Here is a 19,789-nt window from a genome sequence, read left to right on the forward strand (position 1 = left end):
AAAATTTCAAATCCCCATTTCATATCTTACACTTTCTTTTTCATACTGCTTAGCAATGCTTTCATAATCAGCAAAATACACCATATCTTTAATATTTTTATAAATGGAGCTTGAAAGAATATCTATAAATTCCTTATATCTTTTTTTGTGAGCAACAATATAAAATTTAACCCTAAAATCTTGCAGTTCATAAAAGCGGTTAATCGAGTTTTTGATATTTGTTGAGTGTTCTATCTCATAAAAAGAATGAGGCATCTTTCTTTCATTAAACCAGATACAATCACTAAATTTAGCCCTTTTGACCAAATTTTCATAGCTAAATTTATAGATATTTTCCAAAGAGGCAAGCTCTTTTAATTTGATATTTGTAAAAAACTTATTTTTATCTTGCTTTGGGATAAAGGTTTCATAGCCTCTTAAATTACCAAGCAAAACCACAAGTCCTTGATAATAAGAATGATTAAAGGCATTTTCGTTCTTTTTTAAATCAAGGCTTTTTTCTATGGCTTGCTTTTTATCACTTAGTCCCCAAAGCCCCGGAGCAATTTTATAAAATTCCTTATTTGTTTGAACTATTCTTCTAATGCTAGCAAGAGGGGTTTTTGTCTGCCAAGAGCTAGTATCTACTAATTCATAGAGCTTTGAAAGGGTGGCAAAATAATCATTTTGCTTCATAGCCTCTATGACAAAATCCTTTTGATTCACCCAAGCCACTCCTGTAAGCTTTTTACTTCCAAAAAGCTTTTTTCTTGTATGGCTTTTATGGATTTTGCTCCTGCAAAGGCAGCTCTAAGATTAGTAAAATAAGGCACTTTAAAGCGAATGATATTTGCTCTTATTTTTTTGGTATCTTCTTTAAAACTATGCTCATCGCTTGTGTTGATGACTAAATTTATCTCAGCATTTTTAAGCTTATCCTCCACATTTGGACGCCCTTCTGAAATTTTATGCACAAATTCACACTCAAAACCAGCTTCTTGTATGACCTTGCAAGTTCCAGCCGTAGCTATTAGCTTAAAGCCAAGCTTTGAGTACTCGCTTGCTAGCTTTTTGGCGTATTTTTTATCCCTTTCTTTTAAAGAAATAAAAATAGCTCCCTTTTCAGGTAGGTCGTTAAAAGCTGAAAGCTGAGCCTTGGCAAAGGAATTTGCAAAGTCCTTGCTAAGTCCCATTACTTCTCCGGTTGAACGCATTTCAGGACCTAGTTCTAAATCGCTTCCACTAAGCTTAGCAAAGGGAAAGACCGCTTCTTTGACACTGATAAATTTTTGCTTTTTAGGCTCTAGCTTTTCAAAATCAACCACCCCAAAAATGTCATAAAAGCTCAAAGCCTCCCTTAAATTTCCTTGCCACATCACCCTAGTTGCTACCTTTGCTAGGGCAATTCCACTTGCCTTGCTTACAAAGGGCACTGTGCGTGAGGCTCTGGGATTTACCTCTATCATAAAAAGCTCATTGTTAAAAATGGCAAATTGTATGTTTAAAAGTCCTATGACGCCTAAATTTAAAGCGATCTCTCTTGTTTTTTGAGCTATCAAGGCTTTCATTTTTTCATCTATATTAAGAGCTGGCAAAGAACAAGCGCTATCACCTGAATGAATACCAGCTTCTTCGATATGCTCCATTATACCAGCTACATAAACTTCCTTACCATCACTTATAGCATCAACATCAAGCTCGGTAGCATTATCTAAAAACTCATCTATTAAAACAGGGCTTTTATCACTCACATCAACAGCTTCTTGCATATAGGCTCTAAGCTCGCTCTCATCATAAACCACGCGCATAGCCCGCCCTCCTAAAACATAACTTGGACGCATAAGCACAGGATAACCTAGCTCATTTGCCCTTAAGGCTGCTTCTTCAACGCTCGTAGCTGTGGTGTTTCTTGGCTGTTTTATGCCTAGTTTTTCAATAAAACTTGCAAATTTCTTTCTATCCTCAGCCAGATCAATAACCCTAGCACTAGTTCCTATAATCTTAGCCCCAAAAGCACTTAAACGCTTGGCAAATTTAAGCGGGGTTTGCCCTCCAAAATGAACTATAATGCCATCTGGCTTTTCTTTTTCAATAACCGCTCTTAAATGCTCAAAATCAATAGGCTCAAAATAAAGAATGTCGCTTATATCATAATCAGTTGAGACCGTTTCAGGATTGCAGTTATACATTATGGTCTTTATGCCAAGATCTTTCAAAGCAAAGCTAGCATGAACACAGGCATAATCAAACTCAATGCCCTGACCTATGCGGTTAGGCCCTCCTCCTATGATCATTACTTTTTTTTCTTTTTTAGCACCTTCTTTGGCATTTTCTTTAAGGGCGATTTCGCTTAAATTTGTGCTTGAGTAAAGATAGGCAGTAGCCGTTTCAAATTCCCCTGCACAAGTATCTACCTCATTATAGCTTGGATTTATTTTTAACCTAATTCTTGCATAATAAATGTCATTTTGGCTAAGTTCTAAATTATCCTTTAAATTCACTAAAGTTGCTATCATCTTATCAGAATAGCCCATAGCCTTAGCCTTTCTAAGCAAGGTCTTATCATTTAAGATATCCATGTCAATTAATTTTTCAAAATCAATTATCTCTTTAATCTCATTTAAAAACCAAGGATCGATCTTACAAAGCTCATAAAGCTCAGCTACGCTAAAGCCCTGCCTAAAAGCTTCTCCTATGTATAAAAGCCTTTTTTCATTAGGATTTCTTATCTTTGAAATGAGCTCCTTTTTATCATTAAATTTAATCCTATCAAAGCCGCTAAGCCCTCTTTCAAGTGAGCAAAGTGCCTTTTGTAAGCTTTCTTTAAAGCTAGTTCCTATAGCCATGACCTCGCCAACACTTTTCATAGCAGTTCCCAAAAACTCACTAGCACCCGGAAATTTCTCAAAGGTAAAGCGAGGGATCTTAGTGATGATATAATCAATCACAGGTTCAAAAGAAGCCGGCGTGCCTGTAATGTCATTTTTAATCTCATCAAGACTAAAGCCAACTGCTAAAAGGGTAGCCACCTTAGCGATAGGATAGCCTGTAGCCTTGCTTGCAAGAGCTGAGGAGCGTGAAACTCTAGGATTCATTTCTATGACTATCATGCGGCCGTTTTTTGGATTTATGGCAAATTGCACATTTGAACCCCCTGTATCAACGCCTATTTCTCTAAGTATGGCAAAGGAAGCATTTCTCATCACCTGATATTCTTTATCAGTTAAAGTAAGAGCCGGAGCAACTGTTATACTATCTCCTGTATGAACGCCCATAGGATCTACATTTTCAATGGAACAAACGATGATACAATTATCATTTTTATCGCGTATTACTTCCATTTCATATTCTTTCCAGCCAAGCAAGCTTTCCTCAATCAAAATTTCATGTATGGGAGAAAGGCTAAGTGCTGAGCTAGCTAGTTCTTTAAACTCATCTAAATTATAAACAACCCCACTTCCAGCCCCGCCCAAGGTATAAGAAGCTCTTATCATCAAGGGAAAGCCTATTTCTTGGGCTGCCTTTAGGGCTTGTTCATAATCATAAGCATACATGGATTTTGGAAGATCCATGCCTATTTTTTTCATACATTCTTTAAAGACCTGCCTATCCTCGCCCTTTTTAATAGCCTCAGGCTTAGCCCCTAAAAACTGCACTCCATTAAGCTCACCGCTTTCATAAACAGCCATAGCCACATTTAAAGCAACTTGCCCTCCCATAGTTGGTAAAATGGCATCAATTTTTTCTTTTTTAATAATGCTTAAAATGCTCTCTTTAGTGATAGGTTCTATGTAGGTGGCATCGGCAAATTCTGGATCTGTCATAATGGTAGCTGGATTAGAATTAATCAAAACCACGCGGTAACCAAGCTCTTTAAGAGTTTTAGCTGCCTGAGTACCACTATAATCAAACTCACAAGCTTGACCTATGACAATAGGTCCGCTTCCTATAAGTAAAATGCTCTTTATATCCTCTCTTTTTGGCATAAATCTTCCTTTTAAATTTGAAAAATTATAACAAATTTAAGTTTTAAGGAAGTTAAAATATAAAACTTGCTAAGCCCTAAAATTTAGTCTTTAAAAAGAACGATAAGCAAAAAGGCTTTTAAAAGCTAAATTTTTAAGTTAAAAAAGATGAAAGATAGGGATCAATCTTGCAGAAATTATTTTAAAATAAAAGGCTCATTTTTTATATACATTATTTTTTACCTCTATGCCCTCAAAGCCATTTTTATTTAAGCTCACTATACGCAAATGTCCTCCAGCATCAACTTTTCCCTCGCATAAAAATACCCTATCAGCGATTTTGATAGGAAGTTTTAAGCGGTTTCTATGACCAAAAAGTTCATAAGTTTGCGTATCCGTATTTAAACAAAACTGCTCAGCAACAATCTTACTTTCTTCATAGCCTCCAACGCCCATGATCAACTCATGACTTGGTATAAAACTAAGATATCTAGCCTCTTTTGGAAAATAATTCAACCCTCCATGCGAGCAAAAGACCTTTTTTTCATGAAATTTATAATAAAAGCATTCCTTAAGTAAGGGATAAAAAGATCGTGCGTCTTTTGGAGCAAGCTTTTCTTTTTTTAAATCTTTGATAGTGTTTTCATTAAATTCTTTTGAGTTTGAGTTTTCTCCTCTTGCCCATTGTATCAAATGTCTTTCGTGATTTCCCTCGAGAAAAACAACATTTGGCAAATCCTTGATCTTTAAAAGCCATTTTAAAACCTTACCATTTTCAATACCTCTATCAAGATAATCGCCCAAAAATATATAAAATTCATCTTTTCTAATACTTGGAATAGCCTTTTTCAAAACGCTGAAACAACCTTGAATATCGCCTATATGATGAATTTTTTTGTAAGAACTAAGATCATGAATTTGATACAATATAGTTTCAAAATTTTCAGGATCTAAAATCTTGTATTTTTTTGGAATTCTCTCCTCCCTAAGTCTACGATCAACTTCATATAAGACTTGCTCAGGGATAAAAACACCACTTGTTTGGGCGCGTTGTAAATTTATGTGCCGTGTTTGTTCTAAAGAGCCTTGAAAATCAATAATATAAAACTGATACCTATACTTATCGCACAAGTCTTTATATCTTTTTAAAAGAGAATTATTTAGTATATAAGAATGAACGACACAAAACTCGCCCTTTTGCATACGCATTTGCAAAAAATCAAATAAACTTTGCAAAACTACACTAATACTTGAATAATTCAAGCTTTTAAAACCATTACTTAAGTAATGATAGCCGTTTGCTAAAAATCGTAAGTGATCAAGGTCTAAAAGATAGTCCTCAAGCTTATTTTGAGCGATAAATTCCTCTTGCCCATAAAAATAATTTCCCCTCAAAATAACTAAAGTACGCAAATTTTTTCTCAGATCTTTTTTAAAAATTCAGTTTTCAAAACAAGAGTACCAAATTTATCAACCCTTGCTTCTATCTCACTATCTTTAGAAGTGAGCTTGATATTTTTGATCGTTGTTCCTCTTTTTAGCGTCGTGCTTGCACCCTTTACCTTAAGATCTTTAACAACGCTTACGCTATCGCCGTTTTTAAGCTCTGTTCCATTTGAATCTTTTGCCATTTTTATCCTTTTGCATTTATCTTGGAACGACTAGATCGCTTCTACATTCTATGCTAGTATGCACATTTCCACGCGGATTAAATTCACCCACAAGCTTTATCCATTTTGGCTTTAATTTATCTTTTAAAACAGAATAAATTTCATTTATACTTGCTTCATGGCTGATATTTTTATACATGAAAGAATTGATATAAATTTTAATCGCCTTTAACTCAACCACCCATTTATCAGGGATATACTCAAGATGAAGCGTCGCAAAGTCAGGATAGCCACTTCTAGGACATAAACAAGCAAACTCAGGCAGGGTAATTTTGATGATATAATCATTTTCAGCCTTATTTTCCCAAAGCTCTAAATCCTTTTCTATGTCAAATTCTTTAATCTCTTTTTCCCCATAACGCATAAATTTTCCTTTATTAAAATTAAAGCGAAATTATAACTAAAAAATTTTAAAATATTTTTACTTTTTAAACTAAAATGATTTGAATGTAGAAGCGTTTGATCTTGTATATTGATTAAGGCTAGAAACTAGCCTTAAATCAATGCAAGCTTTCTATATAAGCCATAGCACTAAGTGCGGCTACAGCACCGTCTCCTGCTGCACAAATGACTTGTTTTGGCGCATCTTGTCTAAGATCGCCAGCTGCAAAAAGCCCTGCGACATTTGTTTGCATTTTAAGATTTACGCTAACTTGTCCGCCCTCTTGCATATCGCAAAGAAAGCTTCCATTTTCTTGCTTTAAAATTTCATTACGCACATTAAGTCCCACAAAGGTAAAAATTCCCGGAACCTTAAGATCTCTTATAGAGCCATCTTTTAGCTTAACTTTTACACCACAAACGCCGCTGTTATCGCCATACACCTCATCAATACTTGCATTTGTGATAAATTCAATCTTTTCGTTTTTCTTTGCTTTTTCAACGGTGCTTGGAGCTGCACGAAACTCATCTCTTCTATGGATAAGATAAACTTTTGAACAAATATTTGCAAGGTATTGTGCTTCTTCAAGAGCCGTATCGCCACCGCCTAAAACAGCTACTTCTTTATTTTTGTAAAAAAAGCCATCACAAGTTGCACAAGTGCTTACGCCTTTGCCAAAAAACTCATCTTCTCCCTTAAATCCTGCTCTTTTAGGTGCTGAGCCGGTGCAAACGATCACAGCCTTAGCCTGCTCAGTTTTTCCGCCCTCAAGCAAGATAGTAAAGCTTCCATCAGCATTTTTGCTTACCCTTTCAACACCTATCATTTCATGTTTTAAGCCAAAACGCATACATTGTTCATTCCAAGGCTCCATAAAAGAAATTCCGTCCATAACTTTTGCTACGCCCGGATAATTTTCTATTTCAGAACTTGAAGTGATTTGCCCACCGGGCATTCCCTTTTCAAACATCACGACATTTTTAAGTCCGCCTCTTGTAGCATAAAGTCCAGCACTAAGTCCAGCAGGACCTCCGCCAATAATCGCTAAATCTAACATAGTCTTTTCCTTCAATCATAAAATATTTTTGGGATATTATAGGGATTTTTTATTAATAAGTAATAAAATTTATTAATTAATATAAAATAAAATCAAGCAAATTTATAAAAAGTAACATAAAAATATCCCTACAAGCGTAGGGATAAAAACTAATTATAGCAAAGAGTTGAGCTTATCAGTGATAGCTTGCTTGCTTTGAGCACCAACTAATTGATCAACAACTTGTCCATCTTTTAAAAAGATAAGAGTAGGAATGCTTCTTACGCCATATTCAGCACCAAGTTCGCTTTCTTCATCTGTATTGACCTTGCAAATTTTAGCCTTGCCATCAAAGTCATTTGCAAGCTCATCGATAAACGGAGCAAGCATTCTGCAAGGTCCGCACCAAGGCGCCCAAAAATCAACTAAAGCCACACCGCTTTTAGCTTCGTCAAAATTTGCTTTTGTTAGTTCTATGTATTTTCCCATTTTTTCTCCTTTAAAATTAATTTGAAATCATATTTTAAACCAAAAAAGCAAAATATAAACTTAAAAAGTGATATTTTCTCTAAAATCTATCCTATTTTTTTCTATACAGATCAAATCAAGCTGAAAATCCCACTTAAAGCCGTGTTTTAGCATGTAAAAATCAATAGTCTTTAAAAGTTTTTCATACTTTTTTGCGTCCAAACGCTCGCTAACTTCATAGTCATTTTGCGTAAATTTTACTTCTATGAAATGCAAAATTTCATCTTTTTTAGCGATGATATCAATTTCTCCAAATTTAGAATGAAAATTCCTCTCCAAGATCTCAAATTTGTTCTGCTTTAAAAACTTACAAGCCTTATCCTCGCCCAAAATTCCACTCAAATACTCTTTAAGTCCCATTTACTGCTCAATGCGTATCATAAAAGGCTCAGCTTTCATAAATTCTTGTTTTTTTAGAATTGCAAGGAAATTTTGAACGCTTTTTTCAAAGGTGTGATGTGTGGTAAAAAACAAGGTGCTGTAAATTTCATCTTGTTTTGGCTTTTGTAAAAAGCTATCGATTGATATAGCATTTTCGCTCATAAGCTGCGTGATCTTAGATAAAACGCCGATCTTATCCTCCACCTTTAGCCTTAGATAATACTTTGTGCAAATTTCATCTTTTGGCACTAAGGTATAAGAAAGCTCACTAACAAAGCCAAGCACTGATTTTTGCTTGTTTGTCCTTGCAAATTCCATAAGATCGCTTATTACAGCACTTGCCGTGGCATTTCCCCCAGCTCCAGCACCATAATAAAGGCTTTCTTCAAGCATATCCCCGCCAACACTGATCGCATTCATCACGCCATTTACCTTTGCAAGCATTTCATCTTTAGGGATCAAGCAAGGATGAACGCGAAGTTCGACCTTGTCTTTTTGTGCCTTAGCTATGCCCAAAAGCTTGATCGTATAGTCAAATTCACTTGCAAAATACATATCCTCAGCCCCGATTTCATCGATACCTTGTATCAAAATATCCTCAGGCTTTGCCCTAACCCCATAAGCTATACTTGCAAGGATCAAAAGCTTGTGTGCAGCGTCAAAGCCCTTTATATCAAAGCTTGGATCAGCCTCAGCATAGCCTAGGTTTTGTGCTTTTTGAAGTGTGTCTTTGAAATTTACCCCACCTTTACTCATCGCACTTAAGATGAAGTTGCTTGTGCCATTGAGTATGGCTTTTAGGCTTAGGATATTGTTCGCACTTAGCCCTTCTTTTAAGATCTTGATGATAGGAATGCCACCTGCAACGCTTGCTTCATAGCCTAAAAAACTATCCTTTGCTAAGGCTTCAAGCTCGTAGCGATGATAGGCTAGCATGGCTTTGTTTGCTGTTACGACGGCTTTTTTACGCTTTAAAAGCTTACTTACTATCTCAAAAGGCGTTTCAATGCCTCCCATAAGCTCAGCAAAAATGTCTATGTCATCTCGGTTTATCACCTCTTCTATATCCGTGCTTATGGGAACTAAAGCATTTGGCTTCTTGCTTTTGGCAAGAGCTATCACAGGCTTTATGCTCACTCCACATCTAGCCTTGATGATCTTTTCATTTTCTATCAGTGCCTTAGCAACGGCACTTCCTACGACTCCATAGCCTAAAAGGGCGATTTTTAGTTCTTTTTGCATGATATGCCTTAAATTTATGGGAATTTCTAGGCGTATTTTAGCATAAAAAACAAAACCTAGCTTTGCTTTTGCTTCTTAGCCTTTGATAGTCTTGATTAAATCTTTAATTTCTTTATCGCAAAGCTCGTCTTCTTCTATTCGTTCAAGCATCTTAAAACCAGCTTCGATAATGGCAAAAAGCTCAGGTTTAGTGTATTTGTAGCGTTGTAGTGTCCTTGTGGTGATTTTAAGAATTCTTGCTTTATCTCTTTGAGTATATTTCATTAGTTTATAGCCTTGAATTTTTTAAAAATTTATTAGAATTTTTCTTTAAAGCAAACTAAGACAATAAGTCGTAAATTTATAAAATAATAAGAAATAATTTCGTATAATCAAGTTTTTAAATTTGCAAGGAGTAGAAATGAAAAAATTATTAAGGGTCTTTAGTATTTTTGTGGTTTTTTGTTTGTTGGGTTGTTCTATTTTAGATGAGCCTAATTCTTACAAGAAATCAAATGAGCCTAGTTTTAATCCTCATATAAATCCAAATGCAAGTTATGAATACAAAAATAGTGGCTTTGTTAAATTTTATGAGTCTTTTTATCTTGCTGATTCTTTAAAAGAATGTTATAAAAATATGCCAGAGCTATTTTTACAAGCAGGAGAAGAACCTATGCTTGTAAATTCGGTAGATAATGGAAAAGAATTTATTCCTCCTAATAATTTCTCAAAAAGATACGAATATATTCTTATAGGAATATCAAGTTATGCTTCTAATTTTTATGGCGAAGCACAAGAAGCCTTAGAAGTAGCTAAGGTTTTAAGGGCTAAATATGTAGGCTATGGCACAAGATTGCTTAATGAATATGACACGGTGCAAGGACAAAAGGTGCAAAGAAAAGCAATGGAAGCTGTATTTTTAATCGGTATGCCAAAAAATGAGTTTTCCTTTGAAACTTTCGCACAAAAATGTCCTTTACTAGATGAGGAATTATATGAAAAATTTCAAAAAAGGAATAAAAAATGAAAAAAATTTTATTTATATCAAGTTTAGTGCTAATTTTTATAGCACAAAGCAAGGCTTATTTTATAAATGGTAAGTATTTTACTCTTGAAAAATGCGAGTATGGAAATCTTGGTTATGAGTATGGCAACGTAGGCTACTATAAATCAAGCGACGGAGAAAGGGCTAAGGTCTTTTTTGGCACTTCTTGGTGTGAGTATTGAGTAGCTAAATGAAAAATTTACTTGCTACGCTTTTTGGCTTTGTCATTCTTAATTTTATTATTTATGCAGCTCAAGAGCTTTATCATTATAATGATGTGAAAAAATGCGAAGCAATGGAAAATGAAATGGAAATTTTAAAAGAACAGATAGAAAAATACGAACTTTTAGCGGACAAATACAAAAAAATCGATGAGATAAGTTATAATCAATACTCAAGGCTTATTGATGAATACAACGAACTTGCAAAAGATTATAACGAACTAGCTAAAAGTGCGTATTCTAGGTGGTGGCTTTTGCCTATACCTATAGGACATAAAGCCTTTTAAATTTCAAAGGCTTAAATTTAAGCCTTATTCTTTCAAATACTTCTTGATATTTCTAGCAGCTTGGCGGATGCGGTTTTCATTTTCTATTAGAGCTATTCTTACATACTCATCGCCAGCCTCGCCAAAGCCAAGTCCGGGACTTACTGCCACACTTGCCTTTTGTAAAAGCTGTTTTGAAAACTCAAGGCTTTTAAGGTGCATTTTGCTTGGTGGGAGCTTTGCCCATACAAACATGCTTGCACGAGGCTTTTTTAAGCTCCAACCAGCATTATCAAAGGCATCAAGCAAGACATCAAGCCTTTTAGCATAGGTGCTTCTTATGTCCTCAACGCATTCTTGAGGTCCGTCTAAGGCTATGGTCGCTGCTACTTGTATAGGCGTATACATGCCATAGTCAAACCATGATTTTATCTTTTTCAAAGCTGCCACTAACCTTTTGTTACCAGCGACAAAGCCCACACGCCAGCCAGCCATATTATAAGACTTTGAAAGGGTGTAAGTTTCCACAGCTACATCTTTTGCACCCTCGATCTCCAAGATAGAAGGCGTTTTATAGTCCTCAAAAGTAAGATCTGCGTAAGCTATATCGCTGATGATATAAAATCTTTCTTTTTTAGCCAAGGCAACAAGCCTTTCATAAAAGCTTTTTTCAGCCGTTATGGTGGTAGGGTTGTGAGGGAAATTTACGACTACAAATTTAGCCCTTGGAATGCTTTCATTAAGCGTTTTGCTAAGTGTTTCAAAAAAAGCGTTTTCATCAAGCTCGAATTTGTCATTATACTCTAAGCCCATTTTTGTAACATTGCCCCCAGCGATGATGAAAGCTTGAGTATGGATAGGATAAGCAGGAGTTGGCACTATGGCTACATCGCCGGGATTTATAACAGCTCTTGCTAAATTTACAAAGCCTTCCTTGCTTCCCATAGTCGCCACCACTTCGCTTTCAGGATCAAGCTCGACGCCGTATTTTCTTTTATACCAATTACAAGCTGCAAGGCGGAGCTTAAAAATCCCAGCCGAGACAGAATACCCGGAAGTTTTGTCTTTGTTCGCACTTTCGCAAAGTTTGTCGATGATGTGTTGAGGCGTTTTGCCGTCAGGATTTCCCATAGAAAAGTCTATGATATCCTCGCCTGCTCTTCTAGCAGCCATTTTGATCGCATTTACTTCTGCGAAAACATAGTTTGGAAGTCTTTCTATGGTATTAAAACGAATTTCATCAAACATAATGCACCCCTTAAATTTGTTAATTGTAGCTCATTTATCTAAAATTTGACTTTAAAAACACGAAAAACAAAAGCCTTTGTCTAAAAATTCTCATTTATACTAAGATCAAAATCATATTTTTGAAAACGCCGCCAAATTTCACTTAGCTTTGATTCATCTTTTTCTTGCTTGATAAAAATGAGGCTTTGAAGAAAAAAGGTTAAAAACTCCTCTTCTTCATTGAATTTTTTTCTCATTTTGTCGCTGTTTTTATCCAAAAAAATATACATTTGTTTTTTAAGTCCCAAGCTAAAGCTTAAATTTGAAATTCTATTTAAAAAGCCAAGATTGATCTTGCAAATAGCTAGAAAAAACTGCGTTCTTGTTTTTAAAGCCTGTATGCTTTCAAACTCAAGCATTTCTCGTATCAAACTATCTTCAATCCCAGCTTGATCAAGCACCTTTTCTAAGGTATTTTTATGTTTAAAGCAAGCAGTATCGCTGATTTGTAAAAAAAATTGTTGATAGCTTTTGTTTTCGTATAAGAATTTAAAAATTTCAAACTCGGCTAGATTGAGCTTTTCTAAATTTATTTTTTCAGGCTTTGAGCTTAAAAGCTTGGGGCTTGATTTTTGTTTTTGTACTAGCTTGATGAAATTTGATTCAACGCCAAGTAAATTTGCAACCAAGCTCGTATAAGTTTGCGCTACAAGGGGTTCGAGCAAAAAGGTGTATTTTTGGATAAGCTCAAGGGCATTTTGCTTTTCAAGAGCTGTATTTAAGCTCATCTTAGAAAGACTTTGCCTTATAAAAAACTCTCCAAGCTCTATACCCATATCAAGCATATCAAACAAAGCCTTGCTTTGCCCACTGCTTACAAGCTCGGCTGGATCTTTTCCGCCCTTTAAGATCACAACCTTGCCATCGATCTTATGAAGACTTAGCAAATGAGCTGATCTTAAGGCAGCATTAAGCCCTGCTTCATCGCTATCAAAGCAAAGTATGACCTTGCTTTCAAGCCTTTTGATAAGAGGTAAATGATCCTTAGTAAGAGCTGTTCCAAGCACAGCTACGGCGTTTTTAAGTCCAGCTTTATGAAAGGCAATAGCGTCCATATAGCCTTCGCAAATGATCATTTCTTTTTTTTTGATGATCTCATCTTTAGCAAGATGAAAGGCGTATAAAATGCGAGATTTATCAAAAAGACGGCTTTGTGGAGAATTTACATACTTAGCCATATTTTCAGCATTTAAAGTCCTACCTCCAAAGCCTATCAGCAAGCCCTTATGATCGTAAATGGGAAAAGAAATTCTTTGTATAAAGCTAGCATACACTTCATGAGGATTTTTTTGCTTGATCGCTCCTACTTCAAGGGCATCTTTAAAATCTATATTTTCATTTCTTAAAAGTCTTAGAGTTTCTTCGTTGCTTGGAGCAAAACCTAGCTCAAATTTTTTTATGTCCTCATCATCTAAATTTCTTGCATATAAATACCTCAAAGCTTCTTGGTGTTTGACAAGCTGGGATTTATAAAAGGCATTAAGTAGGGGCAAGATATGTAAAAAGGACCTTGTGTCTTCTTTTTTTTCGCTTGTATAAACAAGGGAAAAATTACTCCATGAAGCCACTTTTTCCACAGCTTCAGAAAAAGAACTTCGCTCTATATCTTGGACAAATTTAAAAACATCACCGCCTGCTTTACAAGCAAAGCAATGATAAAAGCCTTTGATCTGATTAATATGCATGCTTGGATTTTTATCATCATGAAAGGGACACACGCAAACAAAGCTTGCACCTTGCTTTCTCACTTCCACAAAATGAGAAATCACATCAACGATGTCAGCCTTTGATCTTAGCTCTTCTATACTTCTTTTTGAAATCATTGATAAAATTATATAAAGTTTTAGTATAATTTGACTTAAATTTGAGATATTAAAAGAAGCAAAATGGATTTTTTCTTTGTAGAATACCGCGATCCTGTCGTAGGACTCATCGTACTGATAGCCTTGATTTTGTTTGTGGCTTTGGGACATTATTTTTATAAAATGTTTGCGATTAAAGATGAGGCTAAAAATATCAACAATTTCATCAAACAATTTGAGATCAACAACGCCCACAAAGATCTTTTAAGAGCAAGTAGCCTTAGTCTTAACAATCTCATCTTTTTAGCCACTGTTTTTACCAAAAGTGGGGAATTTGAAAAAGCAACGCAAATTTACCTCATCGCCTTAGAAAAAACTAAGGATAAAGACGAACAAGAGCTTTTGTTTTACGATCTTGCGCAGGTTTATTTTAAGGCTGGTTTTTTGCAAAGAAGCGTTGAGGTCTTGCTCAATGCCCTTAAAATCCGTCCTCGCAATGAAAAGTCCTTAAAACTTCTTCGCATAGTCTATCTTAGACTTAAACAATACAAGGAAGTTTTAGAGGTTTTAGAATGCTTATTTGAGCTTGGTTTTGATGTGGAAGATGAAAAAAACTTCGCTAAAGCCTTGATGATCAAAGAGGGTAAAAAAAGCGAGCAAGAAAAGCTTGATGAGAGCTTGAAGCTTGATTTGAAATATGAAATTTTAAAACGATTTATTTTTGAAAATTATAAATTTGATATCTTTGTTCGGTTTGATCTCATCGTGGATTTGCTTTACAGAAGAAAGGAAGCGATTTTTATAAATGATCAAAACTACTATGAGCTTTTTTGCGCTCTTCATCTAACAAAAGAAAATAAAGCCCTTGTATTTAAAAACTCAAAACTTAAAATGCTTAAAATTTTAAAAGATAATAATTTCAAAGCAAGGCTAAGTTTTTCTTATATGTGCAAGGAGTGCAAAAATCAAATGCCTATCTTTTTTTATCACTGCCCAATTTGCTATGAATTTAACAAATGTCAAATTTTTTATGAGTTAAGAGATGATGAAAAAAATTGAAATTTATACAGACGGCTCTTGTCTTAAAAATCCGGGTTTTGGAGGCTGGGCTTATATCTTGCGTTATAAAAACAACGAAAAAGAAGGCTTTGGCGCACAAGCTGATACGACAAATAACCAAATGGAACTTCGTGCTATCATAGAGGCTTTAAAAGCCTTGAAAGAACCTTGCGAAATTTCACTTTTTACGGACTCAAATTTAATGGTGCAAAGTATCAATGAATGGCTTGAAGGCTGGATAAAAAAGGATTTTAAGGGCAAAAAAAATGTTTCTTTATGGAAAGAATACCTAGAAGCTGCCAAAACACACCATATCAAAGCTTTTTGGATAAAAGCACACAACGGACATGATGAAAATGAAAGGTGTGATTTTTTAGCAAGAACTGCGGCTTTAAATTTAGCCAAAACAAAGGAAAATGAATGAAAGATTTTAGCCTGCTTGAAAAAAATATAAACTATAAATTTAAAGACAAAGAGCTTTTAACTAGAGCTTTGACGCACAAAAGTATGAAAAAACCTTACAGCAACGAAAGGCTTGAGTTTTTAGGCGATGCGGTTTTAGATCTCATCGTGGGGGAGTTTTTGTTTCATAAATTTAAACACCAAAATGAGGGCGATTTATCCAAGCTAAGAGCTGCACTTGTAAATGAAAAATCTTTCACGCAAATAGCTAATAATCTTTGCTTAGGGGATTTTATCTTTATGTCAAATGCTGAGGAAAATAATGGAGGAAGAACGAAAGCTTCTATACTTTCTGATTGTTTTGAAGCCATTATCGCAGCCATTTACCTAGAGGCTGGCTTTTTAAAAGTAAAAGAGATCATCTTAGACTTGCTTGAGAAAAATTTTCCTCAAATTGACGCTCATCACTTGCTAAAAGATTATAAAACAAAACTTCAAGAACACACCCAAGCTCTTATGGCTGGAACGCCTGATTATGAGCTTGTGCGTGCTTTTGGACCTGATCATCAAAAACAATTTGAAATCGCACTAAAAATCAATGGCAAAGAAATGGCAAGGGCTATTGCAAATAGCAAAAAAGAAGCACAACAAGAATGTGCTAAAATCACACTTGAAAAGTTAGGAGTTTTATGAATACCTTTGGAACGAGGCTTAAATTTACAAGTTTTGGAGAATCACACGGAAAGGCAGTAGGTTGCGTGATTGATGGCATTCCTGCTGGGCTTAAATTTGACTTTGATTTTTTGCAAGCTGAGCTTGATAAAAGAAGACCCGGGCTTAATAAATTTGCCACACAAAGAAAGGAAAGTGATGAAGCTTTGGTTTTAAGTGGGGTTTTTGATGGGATTTGCACGGGTTCGCCCATAGCTATCGTTGTTTATAATGAAAACCAGCACTCCAAAGACTATGAAAATATCAAGGATATTTTTCGTCCCTCACATGCGGATTTTACTTATTTTCATAAATATGGCGTTAGGGATTATAGAGGTGGTGGGCGTGCAAGTGCTAGAGAAAGTGTAGCTAGAGTAGCAGCTGGAGCTGTAGCAGCCATGCTTTTAAAAGAATTTGATATCAGCGTTTTGAGTGGGGTTTTTGGGGTTGGAACTTGTGTTTCAGCCTTGAAAAATGAAGAATTTGACTTTGAAAACGCAAGCAAAAGCGAAATTTTTGCTCTTGATACGAATTTAGAAGAAAAATTTAAAGAAGAAATTTTAAATGCAAGAAATGCTAAAGATAGCGTAGGTGCGAGTGTTTTTACAAGGGTAAAAAATTTAAAAAAAGGACTTGGAGAGCCTTTATATGATAAGCTTGAAAGTAAGCTAGCTCACGCTTTAATGGGGATAAATGCCGTAAAAGCTGTAGAAATAGGCGAGGGCATAAACTCAAGTCGCCTTAGAGCCTCTCAAAATAATGACTTGATGAGGGATAATACCTTTTTAAGCAATCACTCAGGAGGCTTGCAAGGGGGCTTAAGTAACGGCGAAGATATAGAGCTTAAGACTTATTTTAAGCCTACACCCTCGATATTTTTACCTCAAGAAAGTTCAAATTTATACGGCGAAAATGTCATCTGCGAGCTAAAAGGCAGACACGATCCTTGTGTGGGAGTAAGAGGAAGCGTTGTTGTGAATGCTATGGTGCGTTTGGTGGTGGCTGATTGCCTGCTTTTGCATGCAAGTGCAAATTTAGCAAATCTTAAGAAAATTTATGGAAATTAAATGAAAATTCGTATCATAAAAACAACTTTTTCAAGCAAAGAAGAAGCAGAGAAAATCACTCAAATTTTACTTGAAAAACGCCTTGTAGCTTGCGTTCAAAGCAGTAAAATCAAAAGTTCTTATCTGTGGCAAAACAAACTTTGTCATGATAAAGAAATATTACTTAGCATAAAGACAACAAAAAGGCTTTGCAAGGAAGTAAAAAGGCTTATCATAAAACTTCATTCTTATGAAACGCCTCAAATTCTTACACTCAAGCCAAAAAAAGCAAATAAGGCTTATAAAATTTGGCTTGAAAGCGTGCTTAACAAAGAATAAAATGAAAATTTAGCCTTTTTTCCTAAAAAGAGACTAAATTTAAAAAAATCTTAAGCCTTTCAAGTTAAAATTATGTTTATTTTTAAAAACTAGGAGTTCAAAAAAACTTATATGAAAGACATCATCGCTTACAAAGATAGTGATAAAATCATCGATACACAAAGCATAGGCTCTTACAGCAATTCTAATAACTACGAACCCATTTATTTTAGCAATGATGAAGCAAGTCTTGAGGTGATCCGCCATTCTTGCGCACATTTGATGGCACAAGCCATTAAAAGCTTGTATCCTGAGGCTAAATTTTTCGTGGGTCCTGTGATAGAAGATGGCTTTTATTATGATTTTAGGGTTTCGCACAAGATCAGCCAAGAGGATTTAGAAAAAATCGAAAAAAAGATGAAAGAGCTAGCCGAAGCTAAGATAAACATCGAAAAATACAGCATTAGCAAGGAAGAAGCTAAGGCTAAATTTAAAGATGATGATTTAAAGCAAGAGGTTATGCTTCGCATTCCTGAAGGGCAAGTTGGCATTTATAAACAAGCTGAATTTGAGGATCTTTGTCGCGGTCCTCATGTGCCAAATACAAAATATTTAAGATTTTTCAAGCTTACAAGGATAGCAGGGGCTTATCTTGGAGGCGATGAAAAAAGAGAAATGCTTACAAGAATTTACGGCACAGCCTTTGCGGATAAAGAAAGCTTAAAAGAATACCTTTTTGTCATGGAAGAAGCCAAAAAAAGAGATCATAGAAAGCTTGGAAATGAGCTTAAGCTTTTTACTTTTGATGAACAAATTGGCGGAGGTTTGCCGCTTTGGCTAAATGCTGGAGCAAGAATGCGTTCAAAGCTTGAGCATATTTTGTATAAAATTCACCGCTTAAGAGGCTATGAGCCTGTTCGTGGTCCTGAGCTTTTAAAGGCTGAGGCTTGGAAAATCAGCGGTCATTATGAAAATTATAAAGAAAATATGTATTTTACTCAAATTGATGAGCAAGAATACGGCATTAAGCCCATGAACTGCGTGGGTCATCTTAAAATTTATCAAAGCGAGCTTAGGAGTTACCGCGATCTTCCTATAAAATACTTTGAATACGGCGTGGTTCATCGCCACGAAAAAAGCGGGGTCTTGCACGGACTTTTTAGGGTGCGTGAATTCACTCAAGATGATGCACATATTTTTTGTATGCCAAGCCAGATTAAAGAGCTTGTGCTTGAAATTTTAGACTTTGTAAGTTCCTTGATGAAAGCCTTTGGCTTTAGCTATGAAATGGAAATTTCAACCAAGCCTCAAAAGGCTATAGGAAGTGATGAAATTTGGGAGCAAGCTACAAGGGCTTTAAAAGAAGCTCTTGATGAGCAGGGGCTTAAATACGGCATTGATGAGGGTGGCGGCGCTTTTTATGGTCCTAAAATTGATATAAAAATCACAGACGCACTAAAAAGAAAATGGCAGTGTGGCACGGTGCAAGTTGATTTTAACTTGCCTGAACGCTTTGAGCTTGAATACAGCGCAGCTGATAATTCAAGACAAAGACCTGTCATGCTTCACAGAGCTATTTTAGGTTCTTTTGAACGCTTTATAGGCATTTTGACAGAACACTGTGCTGGGGAGTTTCCTTTTTTCATAGCACCTACTCAGGTGGGTATCGTGCCTATTAGCGAGGCTCATTTGGCTTATGCAAAGGAGATTAAAAAAGAGCTTTTGTTTATGGGCGTAGATAGTGAAATTTATGATAAAAATGAAAGTTTGGCTAAGAAAATCCGCACAGCTGAAAAGCAAAAACTGCCGATGATCTTGGTTTTAGGCGATGAGGAAGTGGCTAAAAAAAGCGTTGCTTTAAGGGATAGAAGGGCTAAGGAACAAAAAAATCTTAGCTTAGCTGAGTTTTTAACTTTAGTAAAGGAGAAATTAAATGAGGTGCATTTTTGAGTAAGGAAAAAGAAGTTTTGCTCAACGAAGAAATAAGAGCAGATGAGATCCGCTGTATAGGCGATGATGGCAAGGTTTATGGGATTATTAGTAGTGATGAAGCACTTGATATAGCAAATGGCCTAGGGCTTGATCTAGTCATGATAGCCCCTGATGCCAAGCCTCCTGTTTGTAAGATCATGGACTTTGGTAAATTTCGCTATCAGCAAGAAAAAAAACAAAAAGAAGCAAAGAAAAAACAAAAGGTTATCGATATAAAGGAAATCAAACTTTCCATAAAAATCGCTCAAAATGATATCAATTATAAGGTAAAACACGCTTTGGAGTTTTTAGAGCAGGGAAAACATGTGCGTTTTCGCGTCTTTTTAAAGGGGCGTGAAATGGCAAATCCTGAAGCAGGTGTGGCTATCTTAGAAAAAATTTGGACTATGATAGAAAATGTGGCTAGCAGGGACAAAGAGCCAAATTTTGAAGGCCGTTATGTAAATATGCTTGTAGTACCAAAGAGGACTTGAAAAAG

Annotated in this window: 22 protein-coding genes; 10 read left to right on the forward strand and 12 right to left on the reverse strand. The window is 35.6% G+C overall.

Translation table 11 applies throughout. The features are described from left to right. Positions 1–6: 6 nt before the first annotated feature. The 10 genes from DMB92_RS04520 to DMB92_RS04565 form a co-directional block, all read right to left on the reverse strand. Positions 7–705 (reverse strand): hypothetical protein, encoded by a 699-nt coding sequence (locus DMB92_RS04520; protein ID WP_312845142.1) that lies wholly within the window; start codon positions 703–705, stop codon positions 7–9. After that, positions 702–3,965 (reverse strand): carbamoyl-phosphate synthase large subunit, encoded by a 3,264-nt coding sequence (gene carB / locus DMB92_RS04525; RefSeq protein ID WP_142681869.1) that lies wholly within the window; start codon positions 3,963–3,965, stop codon positions 702–704. The genes DMB92_RS04520 and carB overlap by 4 nt, the downstream gene beginning before the upstream one ends. 195 nt (positions 3,966–4,160) lie before the next feature. Continuing rightward, positions 4,161–5,357 carry a metallophosphoesterase gene (locus DMB92_RS04530; RefSeq protein WP_142681870.1) on the reverse strand — a complete coding sequence of 399 codons (1,197 nt, stop codon included), beginning with the start codon at positions 5,355–5,357 and terminating at the stop codon, positions 4,161–4,163. 8 nt (positions 5,358–5,365) lie between these two features. Beyond that, positions 5,366–5,575: an alkylphosphonate utilization protein gene (locus tag DMB92_RS04535; protein WP_142681871.1), complete on the reverse strand. Its 210-nt coding sequence runs from the start codon at positions 5,573–5,575 to the stop codon at positions 5,366–5,368. Positions 5,576–5,591: 16 nt separating this feature from the next. Next, positions 5,592–5,978, reverse strand: a complete 387-nt coding sequence (queF, locus tag DMB92_RS04540) for a preQ(1) synthase (protein WP_142681872.1) — start codon at positions 5,976–5,978, stop codon at positions 5,592–5,594. Between the two features lie 136 nt (positions 5,979–6,114). Then, the gene (gene trxB, locus DMB92_RS04545; RefSeq protein WP_142681873.1) at positions 6,115–7,053 is read right to left on the reverse strand and encodes a thioredoxin-disulfide reductase; all 939 of its coding nucleotides are present in this window, start codon (positions 7,051–7,053) and stop codon (positions 6,115–6,117) included. 153 nt (positions 7,054–7,206) lie between these two features. Then, on the reverse strand, positions 7,207–7,521 hold the full coding sequence (trxA, locus tag DMB92_RS04550; protein WP_142681874.1) for a thioredoxin: 315 nt from the start codon (positions 7,519–7,521) through the stop codon (positions 7,207–7,209). Between the two features lie 60 nt (positions 7,522–7,581). Continuing rightward, the gene (locus DMB92_RS04555) at positions 7,582–7,920 is read right to left on the reverse strand and encodes a YraN family protein (RefSeq protein WP_142681875.1); all 339 of its coding nucleotides are present in this window, start codon (positions 7,918–7,920) and stop codon (positions 7,582–7,584) included. Then, entirely contained in the window at positions 7,921–9,183 is a 1,263-nt protein-coding gene (locus DMB92_RS04560; RefSeq protein WP_142681876.1) for a homoserine dehydrogenase, read from the reverse strand. Positions 9,184–9,258: 75 nt separating this feature from the next. Further along, the gene (locus DMB92_RS04565) at positions 9,259–9,447 is read right to left on the reverse strand and encodes a hypothetical protein (protein ID WP_142681877.1); all 189 of its coding nucleotides are present in this window, start codon (positions 9,445–9,447) and stop codon (positions 9,259–9,261) included. A gap of 136 nt (positions 9,448–9,583) precedes the next feature. On the opposite strand from DMB92_RS04565, the gene DMB92_RS04570 reads away from it, so the two are divergent. Genes DMB92_RS04570 through DMB92_RS04580 form a run of 3 tightly spaced genes read left to right on the forward strand, consistent with a single transcriptional unit; the run spans position 9,584 to position 10,715 of the window. Next, a complete protein-coding gene (locus DMB92_RS04570; protein ID WP_142681878.1) occupies positions 9,584–10,189 on the forward strand; it encodes a hypothetical protein in 606 nt (201 codons plus the stop codon). Then, on the forward strand, positions 10,186–10,389 hold the full coding sequence (locus DMB92_RS04575) for a hypothetical protein (protein ID WP_142681879.1): 204 nt from the start codon (positions 10,186–10,188) through the stop codon (positions 10,387–10,389). Before DMB92_RS04570 ends, DMB92_RS04575 begins: the two co-directional genes overlap by 4 nt. An 8-nt stretch (positions 10,390–10,397) precedes the next feature. Beyond that, positions 10,398–10,715, forward strand: a complete 318-nt coding sequence (locus DMB92_RS04580; protein ID WP_142681880.1) for a V-type ATPase 116kDa subunit family protein — start codon at positions 10,398–10,400, stop codon at positions 10,713–10,715. Positions 10,716–10,739: 24 nt separating this feature from the next. Here DMB92_RS04580 and DMB92_RS04585 read toward each other — a convergent pair whose 3' ends face one another. Together DMB92_RS04585 and dnaG are read right to left on the reverse strand one after the other, a co-directional pair. After that, positions 10,740–11,942, reverse strand: a complete 1,203-nt coding sequence (locus DMB92_RS04585; protein ID WP_142681881.1) for an LL-diaminopimelate aminotransferase — start codon at positions 11,940–11,942, stop codon at positions 10,740–10,742. 80 nt (positions 11,943–12,022) lie between these two features. Then, positions 12,023–13,804, reverse strand: coding sequence for a DNA primase (gene dnaG / locus DMB92_RS04590; protein ID WP_142681882.1), 1,782 nt, complete (start codon positions 13,802–13,804; stop codon positions 12,023–12,025). A 63-nt stretch (positions 13,805–13,867) separates the two neighbouring features. On the opposite strand from dnaG, the gene DMB92_RS04595 reads away from it, so the two are divergent. The 7 genes from DMB92_RS04595 (at position 13,868) to infC (ending at position 19,784) form a co-directional block, all read left to right on the forward strand. Continuing rightward, positions 13,868–14,842 carry a tetratricopeptide repeat protein gene (locus tag DMB92_RS04595; protein ID WP_142681883.1) on the forward strand — a complete coding sequence of 325 codons (975 nt, stop codon included), beginning with the start codon at positions 13,868–13,870 and terminating at the stop codon, positions 14,840–14,842. Next, a complete protein-coding gene (gene rnhA / locus DMB92_RS04600; protein WP_142681884.1) occupies positions 14,829–15,266 on the forward strand; it encodes a ribonuclease HI in 438 nt (145 codons plus the stop codon). The genes DMB92_RS04595 and rnhA overlap by 14 nt, the downstream gene beginning before the upstream one ends. Continuing rightward, positions 15,263–15,937, forward strand: coding sequence for a ribonuclease III (rnc, locus tag DMB92_RS04605; RefSeq protein WP_142681885.1), 675 nt, complete (start codon positions 15,263–15,265; stop codon positions 15,935–15,937). Before rnhA ends, rnc begins: the two co-directional genes overlap by 4 nt. Continuing rightward, positions 15,934–17,022, forward strand: a complete 1,089-nt coding sequence (aroC, locus tag DMB92_RS04610) for a chorismate synthase (protein WP_142681886.1) — start codon at positions 15,934–15,936, stop codon at positions 17,020–17,022. Before rnc ends, aroC begins: the two co-directional genes overlap by 4 nt. Next, positions 17,023–17,340: a divalent-cation tolerance protein CutA gene (cutA, locus tag DMB92_RS04615; protein ID WP_260604752.1), complete on the forward strand. Its 318-nt coding sequence runs from the start codon at positions 17,023–17,025 to the stop codon at positions 17,338–17,340. A gap of 111 nt (positions 17,341–17,451) precedes the next feature. Then, the gene (thrS, locus tag DMB92_RS04620; RefSeq protein WP_142681887.1) at positions 17,452–19,269 is read left to right on the forward strand and encodes a threonine--tRNA ligase; all 1,818 of its coding nucleotides are present in this window, start codon (positions 17,452–17,454) and stop codon (positions 19,267–19,269) included. Next, positions 19,266–19,784, forward strand: a complete 519-nt coding sequence (infC, locus tag DMB92_RS04625) for a translation initiation factor IF-3 (protein ID WP_142681888.1) — start codon at positions 19,266–19,268, stop codon at positions 19,782–19,784. The genes thrS and infC overlap by 4 nt, the downstream gene beginning before the upstream one ends. Positions 19,785–19,789 lie beyond the last annotated feature (5 nt).

The sequence above is a fragment of the Campylobacter sp. MIT 99-7217 genome, assembly GCF_006864365.1.
GTDB lineage: Bacteria > Campylobacterota > Campylobacteria > Campylobacterales > Campylobacteraceae > Campylobacter_D.